This window comes from Hymenobacter glacialis (assembly GCF_001816165.1).
Lineage (GTDB): Bacteria > Bacteroidota > Bacteroidia > Cytophagales > Hymenobacteraceae > Hymenobacter > Hymenobacter glacialis.
Window position 1 is genome coordinate 16792 of the sequence record NZ_MDZC01000101.1, and the last position, 16478, is coordinate 33269.

Consider the following 16478-nt stretch of genomic DNA (forward strand, 5'->3'; position numbering starts at 1 on the left):
CACGGCACCGGCAGAACGAAACCCTAGCACGGTTTTCGTTCTGCCGGTTTTTTGTTGCCCTACTTGTACGCTACTTTGCACCTCACTCCTGCTCCACTTTTCCGCTCATGCGCTTCTTCACCACCCTGCTCCTGCTGATTGCCTTTGGATTTACGCTGCCTACCTGCGCTCAGAAGGAAATGCCGGCCACGCAGCAAACCAAGGCCAAAGAGCCCAGCAAGAAAATCAGGGCCGCCGAGGCCCGCGCCAAAGAGCTTGAGGCCAGGAAAGTGTCTGGCCCGGTGCTCACCTTTGAGCGCACGGCCTGCTTCGGGAAGTGCCCCACCTATGTCATGCAGGTGTATGCCGACGGCCGCGTGGTGTACGAAGGCCGCCGCTACGTGCCCCTCATGGGCCTGCAGGAGCTGAAGCTGCCTGCCGCCACCGTTGCCGAGATGCTGCGCAAGGCCAGGGAGGCCAATTTTGAGCAATTTCAGGAGCGGTACGCCCAGAACACTTCCGATTTGCCCAGCACTGTGGTGGGCATTCGCCAGGCCAACGGCCAGCTCAAAATTGTGACCGTGGAAGAAGGCGCGCCCGCCAATGTCAACACCTTCTTCGCCTACCTCGGCACCCAGCTCGACCAGCTGCGCAACTGGGTGGATTAGAGAGGTAGGCGTGAAATAATAGAAATTTGCCTGCACAGGCCCTTATCGTGCGGCCGGGGCAGCGCGGGCAGCGGCTTAAACACCACCCGAAACGCCTGGAGAGCAGCCGGGTGGTAGATGGTTCGGTGGGTTTCCTGGGGCATGGGCTGGTGGTGCCAGGTAATGGTTTTCGGGGTATGGCGGGCCAGTGCCTGAGTAAATCGGCCAATCGGCGCCTCAATTCCCCCGTTGCTGCTGGTGGCCAGGTACAGCACCTTGGGCGCGCGGCCAGCGCCCTGAAGCAGGCTGCTGGCCTGGCTGGCCAGTAACTCATTGTTCCACCACAGGCTGGGGTCAAATGCCAGGTAGGTGTCGAACAAAGTGGGTTCCAGCAGCAGGGTTTCGACCACAAACAAGCCGGCCAAAGACTCCCCCACGATGGCTGTTTCGGCAGTGGTGCGGTAGCGTTGCTTTACCTCTGGCATCAGTTCCTCCCGGATGAAGCGCCGGTAAGCCGCAGAGCCGCCTACTCGGGGTGCAATCTTTTTGTCCTTTTCGTTAGTGGTCGGACCCGTCAGGTCACGCCGCCGCTCGGTGTTTTCGATACCGACCAGGATGAACGGCCGCATGGCACCGTTGCCCACCAGCACTTGCACTAAGCCGGCCACGTGCAGAAAATCTTCCTTTATCCCGCCGTCCGGCATATAAAGTACCGGCACGCGCATCGTTGCCGATTCGGCGTAGCCGTCAGGCAGGTACACGTTGAGCCGCCGGGTTTCGCCCAGGGCTTTGGATTGGATGGTAAAAGTCTGCCCAATAACCAATGTCTCGGCTACCGGGACTGGTGCAGGGGCTTGTTGGCCCTTCACTCCTCCCGCTACGAGCGAGGCAGCAAATAGCAACAGCATGAAAGGGCGCAGGCGGGACATGGGCGGGGCGGAATTTTGCGAGTGGCTCGTGTTACGCTATACGGCTGGCGCGCGTCTGTGACGCGTTGCCCACTGGGTTCGAGCCTCTGGCTCGGGTTGGATATCACAAGGGCCCCAGCACAAGTCGTTCACCAGCAAGCCGCAGGCTCGAGGCCAGGCGGCAGCGCGTCGCAGACGCGCGCCAGCGCAACAAATCATTCAGTCTTTGCGCACCCGCTCCAGCAGCAGCTGGTTCATAGGGTTGGGCGCCAGGCCACGCACGTTGTTCTGGGTCAGGCGCACCACTTCGTCATAATACAGGCTGATAACCGGGCTTTCCTCCACCACAATGCGGTCCATGGCCTGGTAAAGGGCCGTGCGTCGGGCCACGTCCTGCGTGCGGCGGGCTTCGTCGTAGAGCTTGTCGTAGGCCGCGCTTTTGAAGTGGGTTTTATCGGGGCCGGCGGGGCTAAAGTTGGGACTGTAGAACAGAGCCAGGTAGTTTTCGGCGTCGGGGTAGTCGCCCAGCCAGCTTTTGGCAAAAAACGCCACCCGGCCATTATCCACCAGGTCCTGCTGCGCGGCCGATTGGTTGATGTCAATCTGCACCCGCACGCCCACATCGGCCCACTGTTTCTGGAGGTACTCCCCTATTTCCTTGCGTTCGAGCACCGTGCTCAGGCGCAGCTTCAGCGGGCGCTGGGGGCTGTAGCCGGCTGCGCGCAGCAACTGACGGGCCTTCTGCGGCTGGTAGGTGTAGCCGGGCACCTCCTTTTCGGAGAACGACGGCAGCGCCGTGGGCACGAAGCCGGAAGTGCCGGGGTTGCCCACGCCGTTGAGCAGGTACTTCAGCATTTCGGGCTTGTTGAGCGCGTAGTTCAAGGCCTGGCGCACGCGCTTATCGCGCAGGGCCCGGCCCTGTTCGGCCTGCTCCCCAATCAGGTTGGCCGAATCGAGCTGGAAGCCCAGGTACTCCGTGTTCAGGTACGGCGCTTTCTGCACTGTGAACTTGCCCTTAAAGTCGTCCCGAATGGTGCCATCGGGGTGCATGATGAGGTCGCGCGAACCGGCCCGGATGCCGGACAGGAAATCGAGTTTGCCCTGCATAAAGGTCAGGAATTCGGTTTTGCGGTCGGGCAGGAAGCTCACAGCCACGGCATCCAGGTACGGCAGGGCGCGGCCCTTTTCGTCGCGCCGCCAGTAGTGGGGGTTGCGCTCAAAGAGCAACACGTTGCCATCGTCCCAGAGCTTGTATTGGAACGGCCCTGTGCCCACCGGGTGCTCGCGGAAGTCCTTGCCGTATTTCTCCACGGCCTCGTGCGGCACCACATAGGCATACGGCATGGTAAGAATGCCCAGAAACGGAATAAACGGCTCCTTGAGGTGAATGCGGAACGTGGAATCGTTGGCTGCCACGAAGGCCGTGTCGCTGATGCTGCCATCGGGTTTCTCTAGCACTTTGCCCCGGAAAATCCAGCCGCCGGAGCTGGCCGTAGCCGCGTCGAGGATGCGCTTGAAGCTGTACACGAAGTCGGCGGCGGTCACTTCGCGGCCCTGGCCGCTGGCAAACGCCTCGCTGTTATGGAACCGCACGCCGCGTCGCAGCACGAAGGTGTAGCCCCGCCCATCGGGCGAAATGCTGTAGCGCCGGGCCAGCGCGGGCACCGGCAGCAGGGCCGAATCCAGTTCCATCAAACCGTTGTAGAGCTGGCCTACGGCCCAGGAGTTGGCTTGGTTGCGGGCAAAAGCCGGGTCAAGCGAGGTGAGGGCTTCGGGCTGGTTGTAGCGGAACACGCGGCGCTCGTCGGCGGCTGGGCGCGCCGCGTCCTGGCAGCTCGCCAGCGTCAACAGGCCCAGCCAGAATCCAAACGGTTTAGCCAATAAGCTAGCCCAACGTGCCAAAAAAGGGGCCATGCGAACAGGGAAAGAATGTATCTTTGTGCAATGCTACGGCAAAAGTCGTTAGTTTTTGGTTGTCAGTTGTTCGTTGTCAGTTGTTAGTCCATCGAGCGTCAAACCTCGTTTACTGATAACTGGCAACGAACAACTGACAACCAAAGCCTGGCAACGAACAACTGACAACTAGAGACTCATGGGAAAAATCATCGCGGTAGCCAATCAAAAAGGCGGGGTGGGCAAAACCACTACCTCCATCAACCTCGCGGCTTCCCTGGCCGCGCTGGACTACCGGACCCTGCTCGTCGACGCCGACCCCCAGGCCAACGCCACTTCCGGCGTGGGCTACGACCCCAAGGACATCCAGAACAGCATTTACGAGTGCATGGTGGACGGCATCAACGCCCAGGACATCATCCTGCCCACCAACATCCTGCCCCACCTCGACCTCATGCCTTCCCACATCGACCTGGTGGGCGCCGAGGTGGAGATGATAAACCTGCCCAACCGCGAGGAAAAAATGAAGGAGGCCCTGCGCCCCCTCGCCGAGCAGTACGACTTCATCATCATCGACTGCTCGCCCTCGCTGGGCCTCATCACCGTGAATGCCCTCACGGCGGCGCACTCTGTCATCATCCCGGTGCAGTGCGAGTACTTCGCGTTGGAGGGTTTGGGCAAGCTCCTGAATACCATCAAAATCATTCAGAGCCGCCTCAACACCGAGCTTGAAATTGAAGGCATCCTGCTCACGATGTACGACGTGCGCCTGCGCCTGAGCAACCAGGTGGTGGAGGAAGTCCGCATGCACTTCCAGCAGCTGGCCTTCGACACCATCATCCCCCGGAACGTGAAGCTGAGCGAGTCGCCCAGCTTCGGCATCCCCGTCATCCTGCACGACGCCGAGAGCAAAGGCTCCATCAGCTACCTCAACCTGGCCCGCGAAATCGTGGAGAAAAACAGCGTGGAAGCAACTGAAGAAACGGCCGAGGACGAGCGGATTTAATAGCGGTTATCCGCTAGCTGCTCTTTCGGAGTTGTACTCCGAAAGCCCGCACGTTGGGGACTTCCAGTCCCCACGCCTTACCAATAAAGCGAGTAGCGCTGAGTGAAACTCAGCCACGGGGCCAATTCCCGGAGTACAACTCCGAAATAGCAACAGAAAAACGCCGGAGCCCCCTCCCCGCTTCATCAAACAGTAAAGCCCCGTTGGGGCGGCATTCGTTGAACGAGTGTCGCCCCAACGGGGCTTTATCGTTAATAGTCACCTGACTACTACCAACATGCCGCCCCGCTGGGGCTAGGTTGAACAGCTTGTTCATCAGGCTCCCCATCTCCCCAAGGAGAGGGAGCCGGGGGGTGAGGTGCCCCCCCCCCAAACTTTCCGGCTTGCCCTTCGGCCAACAATCCGTAATTTTGACATCCGTTGCCGCATGCCTTTTATGGGCCCGGCCGATGAACTATGGCTTTAGAGAGAAACGAAGAGAAACTGCAAGCCGCCTTAGCCGCCGCTGCGTCGGTGAAACGCAAGAGTGGCCTGGGCCGGGGCCTCAACGCCCTGATTGAAGGCAGCTACGATAAAAAAGGCGAGCGGCCCGGGTCCAGCGAGCGGCTCGTGTCGCACCCCGTCAACTCGGTGGGCTTTATTGCGGTCGAGCACATTGATGCCAACCCCTACCAGCCCCGCACCCACTTTGATAAGGAAGCCCTGCAGGAACTGGCCAACAGCATCAAGATTCAGGGCATCATTCAGCCCGTGACGCTGCGCCAGCTCGGCACCAATTCCTACCAGCTGATTTCGGGCGAGCGGCGTCTGCAGGCCTCCAAGCTGGCTGGCCTGGAAACCATTCCGGCCTACATCCGCAAGGCCGACGACCAGCAAATGCTGGAAATGGCCCTGATTGAGAACATTCAGCGCGAAAACCTGAATGCCATCGAAATTGCCCTCAGCTACCAGCGCCTGCTGAGCGAGTGCAACCTGCGCCAGGAAGAGCTGGGCGACCGGGTGGGCAAAAACCGCAGCACCGTCACCAACTACCTGCGCCTGCTCAAGCTGCCGCCCGATGTGCAGATTGGTCTGCGCGACGCCGAAATCAGCATGGGCCACGCCCGCGCCCTCATCGGCATCGACGACCCCAAGGCGCAGGTGGAGCTTTTCCGCAAGATTGTGGCCGAGGAACTGTCGGTGCGCCGGGTAGAGGAGCTGGTGCGCGGCGGCTACGGCCGGCCAACGGCCAACAGCGGCGCGGAAGATAACGGCACGCCCGCCGCCCCCGCCCAGCCCGTGGTGCCCGCCGCCGAGTTGCGCCGCACCGAGCGCCACCTCACCGACCGGTTTGGCTCGCGCGTGCAGGTGCGTCCCGGCCCCAAAGGCAGCGGCGAAATCAAAATTGCCTTCGACTCGGTGGAAGACATGCAGCGCATCCTGCACATCCTGCACCCCTCCTGATAATTGCCGCCAGGCGGCTCATACGGCGGAGTTTGCGGAAACTTTTGGTGCGCTATCAGGCGCTGACAATGCTTCCGCAAGCTCCGTACGGTATTCTTTCAAGATGCATCTGCTGGCTAACGCGCTAAATAGTGGCATTCTCCGTTAGCAGGTTTGACATGAAAAATTTGCATCCTCACATCGCGGCCCTTGTGGTTTTGCTTGGCTTGCTGTTCACGGGCTTGTCGGGGCGCGCCCAGGTTTTGGGGACGCCATTTCCCGGCACGCCAGCTCCCACCACCATCCAGCCCGACACCGCCGAAACCCGCGAAGCGGTGGTGACGCCCGAAGCCAAGCGGCTAAAAGCCGCCGCCGATTCGGCCAAGCGTACGGAGCGCATGTTCCGGGCTTTCGGCTACGAAGGCATTCGCCTGACGCGGCCGGGCAAAGCGGCCCTGCTCTCTGCCGTGCTGCCCGGCGCGGGCCAGATTTACAACCGCCGCTGGTGGAAGCTGCCACTGGTGTACGGAGCGTTGGGCGGGGTGATTTATGGCGAAGCCTTTTACCAAAGTCGCTACCGGCAGTACGCTGACGCCAGCAACCTGCTCAAACGCGAAGCATCCATACCCGGTGGCCTACGTCCGCAAGCATCCTCTCTGCCTTTGCCCGTGCAGCAGGAGCGCAGCATTGATGCAATCGACAACGGCGTGGTGTTTTACCGCGGCTACCGCGACATTTTTTACCTCTACATCGGCATTGCCTACAGCCTGCAAATAGTGGATGCGCTGGTGGATGCCCACCTGAAAAACTTTGACGTGAGCGAGGACCTGAGCCTGCATTGGGAGCCCACGCTGCTGGCGGTGCCCGGCCAGGCCTCGGCGCTGCCCACCGCGCCCGGTGTCATGTTTGCACTCCGGGTAAAATAGCTGGCTAGGACGTTCCGAGTCCGGAAAGCGCGGCAGCTGAATCCACGCCCTCACTTTTGCCGAATATCCACTGTTAGCAAACCGCATACTTACTTCTCTGCATGAAAATTCTACTCATTGGCTACGGAAAAATGGGCCAGACCATTGCAGCCCTGGCTGCCCAACACGGGCACGAAATCGCCGGCATTGTGGACCTGCACGCCACCCAGCTCAACATCACTGACTTTACGCCGACTACCGTAGACGTGGCCATCGAATTCACGCACCCCGACTCAGCCTTGGCCAATATCACGGCGTGCCTGCGGCAGGGCATTCCGGTGGTGTGCGGCTCCACCGGCTGGCTGCACCACTTCGACGAAGCCCAGGCCCTCGCCCAGGAGTTGGGCGGCGGCTTGTTTTATGCTTCCAACTACAGCGTGGGCGTGAACCTGTTCTTCCACTTCAACGAGTACATGGCGGCCAAAATGCACCAGTTTGGCGGCTACGACGTGGCCGTGCGCGAAATTCACCACACCCACAAAATCGACCAGCCCAGCGGCACCGCCCTTACCACGGCCGAAGGCATTATCCGCCACTTCCCCGGCAAAACCAGCTGGCGCAACGAGCCCGCCGAAGCCGCCTCGGAACTGGCCATCATCAGCGAGCGCAGCGGCGAAGTGGTGGGCACGCACATCGTGCGCTACACCTCGCCCGTGGATACGCTGGAGCTGAAGCACGAGGCCCACAGCCGCGAAGGCTTTGCGCTGGGCGCCCTACTGGCCGCCAAGTGGCTGCCGGGTCGGGTGGGCGTGTTTGGAATGAAAGAGCTGCTGGATTTGTAATTGCCCGACCCATTGCCGCAGCCGGTATGCCCGCTGGGTTTCTGCTGCGTTTCTTTGCCCGATATTTATTGCCAAGCCAAGCTTGCTTCCCCCATGTCCCTGCTGAAAACCAACCGCCCCGCCGCTCCCCAAGCGCCCAAAACAAAAACCCGCGAGTGGGCCGATTCGCTGATTTTTGCCATTGTGGCGGCCACGCTCATTCGCTGGGCCACTTTTGAGGCCTACACCATTCCCTCGCCCAGCATGGAAAACTCCCTGCTGGTGGGCGACTACCTGTTTGTGAGCAAGCTGCACTACGGCCCCATCACGCCTCAAACGCCGCTGCAAGTCCCGCTCACGCACCAAACGGTGTGGGGCACGGCCCTCAAAAGCTACTCCGAGCTCATTCAGCTGCCCACCTACCGCCTGCCGGGCTTCTCCGAAATCAAGCGCAACGACGTGGTGGTGTTTCACGTGCCGCACGAGTCTCAGTACCCCGCCGACCTGCGCACCAACTACATCAAGCGCTGCGTGGCCGTGGCCGGCGACACCCTCGAAATCCGCGAAGGCAAAGTGTACCTCAACGGCAAGCCCGGCGAAACCCCTCCCGGCCTCGAAACCACCTACTTCATGCAGGTAGACAACCCCAACGACGAGGTGGTGGCCGCCCTGCGCGCCCAGGGCGTGGTAGACTACGACCAGCCCGGCGGCAGCCCCCAGGCCGTGCCCGGCCCCGACGGCAAGCTCGGCTACGCCATCAGCGGCACAGTGGCCGCGGCCGACTACTTCCGCAAGCAGCCCTACGTGAAGAGTATGACGGTGCTTCAGCCGCCCGTGCTGCTGTTTCCCGACGTGGCCGACTTCCGCAACTCTGGTGCCATGAGCGCCACCCCGCGCGGGTGGTCGCTGGACAACTACGGCCCGCTGCCCATCCCGAAAAAAGGCCAGACCATTGCCCTCACACCGGGCAATGCCGCCATCTACTTCAAAATTGTGGCCCGCTACGAGCGTAACCAGGGCATAACCTGGAAGGATGGCATGATTTACCAGAACGGGAAGATGCTCACCAGCTACACCATCAAGCAGAACTACTACATGATGATGGGCGACAACCGCCACAACTCGGAAGACTCGCGCTTCTGGGGCTTCGTACCCGAAGACCACGTGGTGGGCAAGGCGGTGCTCATTTGGCTATCAGTTGACCCAAACGCCGGCTTCTGGAACAAAATCCGGTGGAGCCGCCTGTTCAACATCATTCACTAAATCGCTGATTGCCGTTGATTCAATTGATTTCGTTGATTTTTTCAGTCATTAAATTGAACTGTTTAAATCAACGAAATCAATTGAATCAACGGTAATCAGCGATTTACCAGACTATGGGGTCTATGCCTTTGCTCTCCAGCCAGGCATTGGTTTTGCTGAAGGGTTTGCTACCGAAAAAGCCTTTATCAGCGGCAAAGGGCGAAGGATGCACGGATTTGATGATTAAGTGCTTGCGCTCGTCAATCAACTCTGATTTTTTGCCGGCGTAGGCGCCCCACAGAATGAACACCACGTGCTCCCGGCTTTCGGAAACCTTCCGGATAACGGCGTCGGTAAATTCCTCCCACCCTTTTTTCTGGTGCGAGGCGGGCTCGGAGGCGCGCACCGTGAGCGTGGCGTTGAGCAGTAGCACGCCCTGCTGGACCCAGCGGTCGAGGTTGCCGTTGGGGGCGGGCGGCGTGCCGGGCATGTCGGCCTGCAGCTCTTTGAATATGTTTTGCAGCGAGGGCGGCGTGCGCTGCCCCTCCTGCACCGAAAACGAGAGGCCGTGGGCCTGGTTGCGCCCGTGGTAAGGGTCTTGGCCCAGAATGACAACTTTCACGTTGTCGAACGGTGTGGCGTCGAAGGCATGAAAAATATGGGCACCGGCGGGGTAAACGGTGGCCGTGGCGTATTCGCCTTTCACAAAAGCAATTAGCTTCTGGAAATAGGGCTTTTCAAATTCATTGGCCAGCACGGGCCGCCAGCTCTCGGCTATCTTTACCATCGAAAAAAAATAAGAAAATAAGCGGGCAATTTGCGGCATTAACCCGTAACTTTTGCGTAAAACCAATTCCGGCGGGCCACTGTTACGTCCGCAGCTACCTCTAAGCGACGATACTTATGCCTACCACCACTACGCAAGGCGTCACGGTTTCGGTTACGACCAACTACCTGCCCGACTACTCCAGCCCCGGCCAGGAGCATTTTGTGTTTGCCTATAAAATTGATATTCGCAACAACAGCGAGTTCACTGTGAAGCTGCTGCGCCGCCACTGGCACATTCACGACGCCAACGGCGTAGTGCGCGAAGTGGAGGGCGAAGGCGTGGTGGGCCGCCAACCCGTGCTGGAGCCCGGCGAGGCCCACCAGTACGTGAGCGGCTGTAACCTGAAATCGGGCGTGGGCAAAATGCGCGGCACTTACCTCATGGAGCGGCTGGCCAACGGCCAGAATTTCTCGGTAGAGATTCCCGAGTTCACCCTCATGGTGCCGTACCGCCTGAACTAAGAAGTAGTTGTCAGTTGCTCGTTGCCGGTTGTTAGTTTGTAGCGCAGTTGTCAGTTTGCCCAATTTCTGACAACCGACAACCAGCAACTTCCAACTGATTTGTTTCAACTTCTCGCCTACCTCCGCTTCTGGTTTCGCTCGGGCAATGCCCACGGGCTGCACTCGCCCTTCGTTTTTGGTCTCTACACGTCCGTGGTTCGGCACACAGGCCGGTACGGCGCCTACGAGGCCCTGGAGGCCCGGCGGCAGGAGCTACTGGCCAGCCCCGCCAGTATCAGCGTAACGGACTTCGGCGCGGGCTCTCACACAGGCGCGGGTGCTCAGCGGGGCGTCTCCGCCATTGCCCGCACCGCCGCCAAGCCGCCGCACTTGGCGCAACTGCTTTTTCGACTGGTCAATTATTTCCGGCCGGCCACCATCCTGGAGCTGGGCACCTCGCTGGGCCTGACTACCGCGTACCTGGCGGCAGCCGACTCGCGCAGCCGTGTGGTCACACTCGAAGGCTGCCCCAACGTGGCGGCCGTGGCCCACGAAACGTTTTCCGCGTTGCACTTGGGCAACGTGGAGGTGGTTGAGGGCAACATCGATGATACGCTGGCCCCTACCCTCTCGGCCCTGGCAGCGCCACTGGACTTCGCGTTCTTCGATGGCAACCACCGCTACGAGCCCACGCTACGCTACTTCGAGTTGTGCCTAGCGCATCGCACCGACGCCTCTGTATTCGTCTTCGACGACATCCATTGGTCTGCTGACATGGAGCGGGCCTGGGAAGTCATCAAATCCCACCCCGACGTCACGATTACCGTGGACCTCTTTTACGTTGGCTTGGTTTTCTTCCGCACGGGCCAACCCAAGCAGCACTTTTTGCTGCGGGTATGAGTGTAGCATCTGCTACAGCCCTCAGGCAGCTGGTTTAGCTCCACATCGCCCCGTTACTGAATGGCCTGGCGCACCCGTGTCAGCTTCACGAGCAGCGCTTCGAGTTGCTCGAGGGGCAGCATGTTGGCGCCGTCTGATAGGGCCGTGGCGGGCGTGGGGTGGGTTTCGATGAACAAGCCGTCGGCTCCCACGGCGATGGCCGCCTTGGCAATGGTTTCGATGAGGGCCGGCTGGCCGCCGGTCACGCCGCTGCTTTGGTTGGGGCGTTGCAGGGAGTGCGTCACGTCCATCACCACGGGCACCTGGAACTCGCGCATGGTGGGCAGGTTGCGGAAGTCCACCACCAAATCGGAATAGCCGAAGGAGTTGCCTCGCTCGGTGAGGATGACGTGCTGGTTGCCCGACTGCCGAATCTTGTCCACAGCCCATTGCATGGCTTCCCCGTTCAGGAACTGGCCTTTTTTCACGTTTACCACCTTGCCGGTTTGGGCAGCGGCGATAAGCAGGTCGGTCTGGCGGCACAGGAAAGCCGGGATTTGCAGCACGTCCACGTACTCCGCGGCCAGCGCGGCCTCGCTTGATTCGTGGATGTCCGTGACAGTGGGCACGCCAATTTCCCGCCCTACTTTTTGCAGGATGCGCAGCGCCGTTTCGTCGCCGATGCCCGTGAAGGAATCGAGCCGCGACCGGTTGGCTTTGCGGTAAGACCCTTTGAAGATGAAGGGAATCTGCAGTTTATCCGTCATGTGCTTGATGCGTTCGGCAATGCGCATAGCCATGTCTTCGCCTTCGATGACGCAGGGCCCGGCCATGAGGAAAAACTGGCCGGAAGTGGTGTGGCGGAAATGCGGAAGGGTGTTGGCGAGAGCTTGAAGCATGGGCAAATTATTTCTTTTTCAAACAGATAAACAGCTCCCGCCCCTGCCGGGGCTTAAGCGAATTAGTCGCGGTTTCGAAGTGCCGGAAGTTGAAATACGGCGCGAAGTAGGCGCGGTATTCCGCTTTGCTTCCCCCAAAGGGTGGCTCCTGCACCGGGCCAAAATCGGTATCGAAGAGCAGCCCCATGAGGGTGCCGCCGGGCCGCAGCAGCGCCGCGCACTGCTTGGCGTAGGCGGGACGCAAGACGGGGTTGAGTGCACAAAAAAACGTCTGCTCCACAATCAAATCGTAGGGCTGTTCGTTAGGCAGGGCAAAGAAATCGGCCAGCAAAAGATGCTCCTTGGGAAACGTTGGCGCGCGCGCGGCCAGGTCGGCCAGGGGTTCCGGGGCCAGGTCGGCCACAAAAACATGTTCAAACCCCATCTGATGCAAGTACTCGGCCTCGTAGGCCCGGCCGGCCCCCGGAATAAGGATGCGGGGCTGCTGGCTAACATCCAATTGGTCGAAATAGGCACGCAGCGGCGGGGTAATGCCGTGGGCGTCCCAACCGTCGCGCCCCGCCACATAACGCTCTCGCCAGTAGGCTGCATCGAAGTCTGAAAAAAACGATTTCATTTCCTATCAGTAGACATAAAACTTGCCAGGGCGCGGAAGTCACCTATTTTTACGCCCAAAGGTAAGCGCCGTAATGCGGCAGGCACCCTACATTCTTTACGCTTTTTCTTGTTTAACAATCCCCGCATGGACCCAAACGAAAATCCCGAACCCCGCTCCAACAACAGCAAAGTCCTTCTGTGGGTAGCCCTCGTCGCCGTATTGCTTGGCATCAACGGCGTCCTGTTTTACCTCAACCAGCAGAAAGGCCAGAAGAACGAGGAACTGACCACCGAAGTAAAAGCCAAGGACAGCAAGCTACAAGAGCAAATCAAGCAATACGAAGCATTGAAGGCTGATTTTGAGCGCCAAAGCCAGGAATTGCAAGGCCTGGGCCTGAGCAACGACTCGCTGGTAGCCAAGATTGCGACCGTCAATGCCGACCTGCTCAAGCTACGCTCGTTTAAGGCGGGCAGCTTCTCCATTGCCCAGCAAAACCTCTTTAAGCAGCGCGCCGTGAACTTAGAGGGCCAGCTTCGTAAAAAGGACAACGACATTGCCCAGCTTAAGAAGGACAACGAGACGCTTTACACCGAAACCACCACCCTTAAGGAGCGCCAAAACAAGCTGACCGATACCATCAGCACCATTGCCCGCACCAACCAGGAGCTTTCCGAAAAGGTAACCGTGGCCTCGCGTCTGCAGTCCGAGAATATCAAGGTGGCCGTTATCAATTCCAACAACAAGGAGAAAGACGACGACAAAGACGAGTTTAAGGCCCGGCGCGTGGAGAAAGTACGCGTGAGCTTCAACCTGGCCCGCAACGACGTGTCGCCAAAGGAAACCAAAGCCATTTACATGCGCATCCTGGAGCCCGACGGCGCCGCGCTCTACAACCTGAGCACGGGCGGCGGCACCTTCACCGTGGACGGCCAGGAGGCTTTCTACACCCAGAAGCAGGACGTGGTGTACGACAACTCCAAGCAGAATCTGGACTTCGTGTACGCCAAAGGCGCCGAATACAAGAAAGGCCTGCACACCGTGGAACTGTACGAAAGCGGCCAGCTGATGGGCAAAACCACTTTCACCCTGAAGTAACAAAGGGTTTGCAACGGTTCGCAGCACACTGCGCCGTTGCGGATTTCAGCCCCCCAGAAAAAGAGCCCGCTTCATCACGAAGCGGGCTCTTTTTGCTGGGGGCTGCTGCGTATTGTGGCTATTCGGTAGCCACGCTGGTCTCGTACTTGTCGAGCTTGGCCAGCACCGCTGCAATATTCTCGGTAAAAAGCGTGATGACGGCACCTTCCGGGGCGGTTTCCAGGGCGTAGTCGATGGCGTCCATTTCCTTTTCGATGTAGGTAATGGGCAAGTCTGGTTTGTCGAGGCGCAGGCCGCGCACCATCAGTGCCTTGATTTCCTCGGCGGTTTTGCCGCGCAGGTCGCTGTCCTGCCGTAGCACCACTTCATCAAATATTCGCCCGGCAATGCGGGAGAAGCCCAACGTATCCTCGTCGCGGCGGTCGCCCAGGCCCGATACCACCCCAATTTTACGGGTAGCCGGCGTGGCGTCCATAAACGCCCCAAATTTCAAAATACCGGCCGTGTTGTGGGCATAGTCCACGATGACTTCGTATTTCGGAAACCTGTACACATTCATACGGCCCGGGGTTTTCGCCCCCGACGGCACAAACGTGCGCAGCGCTGTCTTGATATCGTCGCGGTCGAAACCGGCCAGATAGCCAGCCAGCGCGGCTGCCAGGCTGTTCTCAATGTTGAAGCCGGCCCGGCCGCCAAACGTAATCGGAAATTCGGCGGCCCGGTCGATGCGCAGCTTGTAGCTGTTTTTGTAGATGGTGATGTAGCCCTCCTCGTACACGGCGGCCACGCCGCCGCCCTCCACGTGCTCAATGATGCGCGGGTTGTTCTCGTCCATGCTGAAGAGCGCCACGCGGCAGTCCACGGTGCGGGCCATGGCGTACACCAGGTCGTCGTCGGCGTTGAGCACGGCCCAGCCGTTTTTGCGCACCGTGCGGGGCAGCACGCCTTTCACGGCCGCCATTTCTTCTACGGTGTTGATGTCGCGCATGCCCAGGTGGTCGGCCGCCACGTTGGTCACCACCGCAATGTCGCAGTTGTGGAAGCCCAAGCCAGAGCGCAGCATGCCGCCCCGGGCGGTTTCGAGCACGGCGAAGTTCACGGTGGGGTCCTTGAGTACAAACTCGGCACTTTGGCCGCCGGTGCAGTCACCGGTTTGCAGCTGCACGCCCTGAATGTAGATACCGTCGGTGGTGGTGAAGCCTACTTTGTAGCCTTTGCTGGCCACCAGGTGCGCAATGAGGCGCGTGGTGGTGGTTTTGCCGTTGGTGCCGGTGATGGCAATGATGGGAATGCGGGCGGGCTTGCCGGGAGGAAACAGCATGTCGACCACCGGCGCGGCCACGTTGCGCGGCAGGCCCTCGGCGGGCGCAATGTGCATGCGGAAGCCCGGCGCGGCGTTCACCTCAATCACGGCGCCGCGGCTCTCGTTGAGCGGCACGGCAATGTCCGTAGCCATCAGGTCGATTCCGCAGATATCGAGGCCCACAATGCCGGCTACCCGCTCGGCCAGCAGCACGTTGTAGGGGTGCATCAGGTCGGTTACGTCGGCAGCCGTGCCGCCGGTGCTGATGTTGGCCGTGCTTTTCAGGTACAGCGTTTCGTCGGCGGGCAGCACCGATTCCAGCGTGAGGTCTTTGTTGGCGAGGATGTCCAGCGTGTGCTTGTCGGCTTTGATGGCGGTCAGCACTTTTTCGTGGCCCACGCCACGACGCGGGTCTTTGTTTACTGCATCAATCAGCTGCTGGATGGTGCGGCTGCCGTCGCCGGTCACGGCGGCCGGCGTGCGCTTGGCGGCGGCAATGAGCTTGCCGTTCACCACCAGCAGCCGGAAGTCAAATCCTTCAATAAACTGCTCCACAATCACGGCCCGTGAGTAAACCTGCGCGGCTTTCAGGCCCTCGGCCGCATCATTCCAGTTCATGATGCGGATGGTGGCGCCCTTGCCGTGGTTGCCGTTGAGCGGCTTGGTCACGATGGGAAAACCCAGCTCGTCGATGGCGTCGCGCAGGGCATCTTCCGAGTACACGGTAGTGCCGCGCGGCACGGGCACGCCCGCGTCTTTAAGCATGTCTTTGGTGCGGTTTTTATTGCCGGCCACTTCCACGCCGGCGTGCGACGTGTTACTGGTAGTGGTGGCCCAGATGCGCTTCTGGTTCACGCCATAACCCAGCTGAATAATGTTACTGTGCTTGAGCGCGATGTAGGGAATGTTGCGCGAAGCCGCTTCGGCCACAATGCTGTAGGTGCTGGGGCCGATAAATTCATCCTCACGGATTTCGTGCAGCTCATCAATGATGGGCTTGAGGTCAACCTTCTCCCCTTTGCAGCAGGTTTCTACAACTTCCAAGGCCGTTTCAAGGGCCCGGCGCCCGGCCCGCTCCTCCTGGTACGTAAACACCACATACTCCACGCCTTCTTCCTGCGCAGGGTACGACTTGCCCCAGTACACGGGCATGCCGGCCAGGCGCTGCAGCTCCAGGGCAATGTGGTAGATGACGTGGCCCAGCGGCTCGCCGTCGTTCAACTGGTCCAAATCCAGCGGGGGGCGCTTGGCTGCCTGCTTGCCGCCGCTCATGCCGCCGGGCTGCGGCTGCCCGATGTTGGGAAACAGCTGCATCAGCCGCCCGCCCAACTCCGGTACCGTATTTGACCATTTCCCCGCGAACTCCTCCAAATCAACTTTAGCAACAATGAGCTTGGTATGCTTTACAGACCAATAGCTGGGGCCGCGCATGGTGCGCAGGTCAATAATCTTCATATATGGAAGGAAAAAGAACGTTTAGAATCCCCTACGTAAGAGGATATGGCTTGGCTGCTAAATTTAGGCACAAGCCAGCTAAAACCCGCGAATCATTGCTTGAGCTTAAAAAAAAAGCCCCGTTTGCCAATCGGCAAACGGGGCTTTTTCAAAACTA

The 16478-nt window shown here is 59.9% G+C and carries 15 protein-coding genes; 9 read left to right on the forward strand and 6 right to left on the reverse strand.

Features of this window, described 5'->3' with window-relative positions; translation table 11 throughout:
* Positions 1-107 precede the first annotated feature (107 nt).
* Positions 108-647 carry a DUF6438 domain-containing protein gene (locus tag BEN48_RS14900; RefSeq protein ID WP_070735692.1) on the forward strand — a complete coding sequence of 180 codons (540 nt, stop codon included), beginning with the start codon at positions 108-110 and terminating at the stop codon, positions 645-647.
* Here the strand turns inward: BEN48_RS14900 and BEN48_RS14905 are convergent.
* A complete protein-coding gene (locus tag BEN48_RS14905) occupies positions 644-1555 on the reverse strand; it encodes an alpha/beta hydrolase (RefSeq protein ID WP_083321097.1) in 912 nt (303 codons plus the stop codon). The genes BEN48_RS14900 and BEN48_RS14905 overlap by 4 nt on opposite strands.
* Before the next feature lie 198 nt (positions 1556-1753).
* The gene (locus BEN48_RS14910; RefSeq protein ID WP_241502288.1) at positions 1754-3415 is read right to left on the reverse strand and encodes an ABC transporter substrate-binding protein; all 1662 of its coding nucleotides are present in this window, start codon (positions 3413-3415) and stop codon (positions 1754-1756) included.
* 211 nt (positions 3416-3626) lie between these two features.
* On the opposite strand from BEN48_RS14910, the gene BEN48_RS14915 reads away from it, so the two are divergent.
* The 5 genes from BEN48_RS14915 (at position 3627) to lepB (ending at position 8844) form a co-directional block, all read left to right on the forward strand.
* Positions 3627-4433, forward strand: a complete 807-nt coding sequence (locus BEN48_RS14915; RefSeq protein WP_070735693.1) for a ParA family protein — start codon at positions 3627-3629, stop codon at positions 4431-4433.
* 456 nt (positions 4434-4889) lie between these two features.
* The gene (locus BEN48_RS14920; protein ID WP_083321099.1) at positions 4890-5876 is read left to right on the forward strand and encodes a ParB/RepB/Spo0J family partition protein; all 987 of its coding nucleotides are present in this window, start codon (positions 4890-4892) and stop codon (positions 5874-5876) included.
* 158 nt (positions 5877-6034) lie between these two features.
* Positions 6035-6781, forward strand: a complete 747-nt coding sequence (locus BEN48_RS14925; protein WP_125932674.1) for a DUF5683 domain-containing protein — start codon at positions 6035-6037, stop codon at positions 6779-6781.
* A 101-nt stretch (positions 6782-6882) separates the two neighbouring features.
* The gene (gene dapB / locus BEN48_RS14930) at positions 6883-7602 is read left to right on the forward strand and encodes a 4-hydroxy-tetrahydrodipicolinate reductase (protein WP_070735695.1); all 720 of its coding nucleotides are present in this window, start codon (positions 6883-6885) and stop codon (positions 7600-7602) included.
* A 93-nt stretch (positions 7603-7695) separates the two neighbouring features.
* The gene (lepB, locus tag BEN48_RS14935; RefSeq protein ID WP_070735696.1) at positions 7696-8844 is read left to right on the forward strand and encodes a signal peptidase I; all 1149 of its coding nucleotides are present in this window, start codon (positions 7696-7698) and stop codon (positions 8842-8844) included.
* A 103-nt stretch (positions 8845-8947) separates the two neighbouring features.
* On the opposite strand, the gene BEN48_RS14940 is transcribed toward lepB, so the two are convergent.
* Complete coding sequence (locus tag BEN48_RS14940) at positions 8948-9610, reverse strand: uracil-DNA glycosylase (RefSeq protein WP_070735880.1); 663 nt, start codon at positions 9608-9610, stop codon at positions 8948-8950.
* A 116-nt stretch (positions 9611-9726) separates the two neighbouring features.
* On the opposite strand from BEN48_RS14940, the gene apaG reads away from it, so the two are divergent.
* Complete coding sequence (gene apaG / locus BEN48_RS14945) at positions 9727-10113, forward strand: Co2+/Mg2+ efflux protein ApaG (protein ID WP_070735697.1); 387 nt, start codon at positions 9727-9729, stop codon at positions 10111-10113.
* Positions 10114-10212: 99 nt separating this feature from the next.
* Complete coding sequence (locus BEN48_RS14950) at positions 10213-10992, forward strand: O-methyltransferase (RefSeq protein WP_070735699.1); 780 nt, start codon at positions 10213-10215, stop codon at positions 10990-10992.
* A gap of 53 nt (positions 10993-11045) precedes the next feature.
* On the opposite strand, the gene kdsA is transcribed toward BEN48_RS14950, so the two are convergent.
* Positions 11046-11870: a 3-deoxy-8-phosphooctulonate synthase gene (gene kdsA, locus BEN48_RS14955; RefSeq protein ID WP_070735701.1), complete on the reverse strand. Its 825-nt coding sequence runs from the start codon at positions 11868-11870 to the stop codon at positions 11046-11048.
* A 7-nt stretch (positions 11871-11877) separates the two neighbouring features.
* Positions 11878-12486, reverse strand: coding sequence for a methyltransferase domain-containing protein (locus BEN48_RS14960; RefSeq protein ID WP_070735702.1), 609 nt, complete (start codon positions 12484-12486; stop codon positions 11878-11880).
* Between the two features lie 126 nt (positions 12487-12612).
* Between BEN48_RS14960 and BEN48_RS14965 the strand changes: the two genes are divergently transcribed.
* A complete protein-coding gene (locus BEN48_RS14965; protein ID WP_070735704.1) occupies positions 12613-13563 on the forward strand; it encodes a hypothetical protein in 951 nt (316 codons plus the stop codon).
* Between the two features lie 118 nt (positions 13564-13681).
* Here BEN48_RS14965 and cphA read toward each other — a convergent pair whose 3' ends face one another.
* Positions 13682-16321: a cyanophycin synthetase gene (gene cphA / locus BEN48_RS14970; protein ID WP_070735706.1), complete on the reverse strand. Its 2640-nt coding sequence runs from the start codon at positions 16319-16321 to the stop codon at positions 13682-13684.
* Positions 16322-16478: the final 157 nt, after the last annotated feature.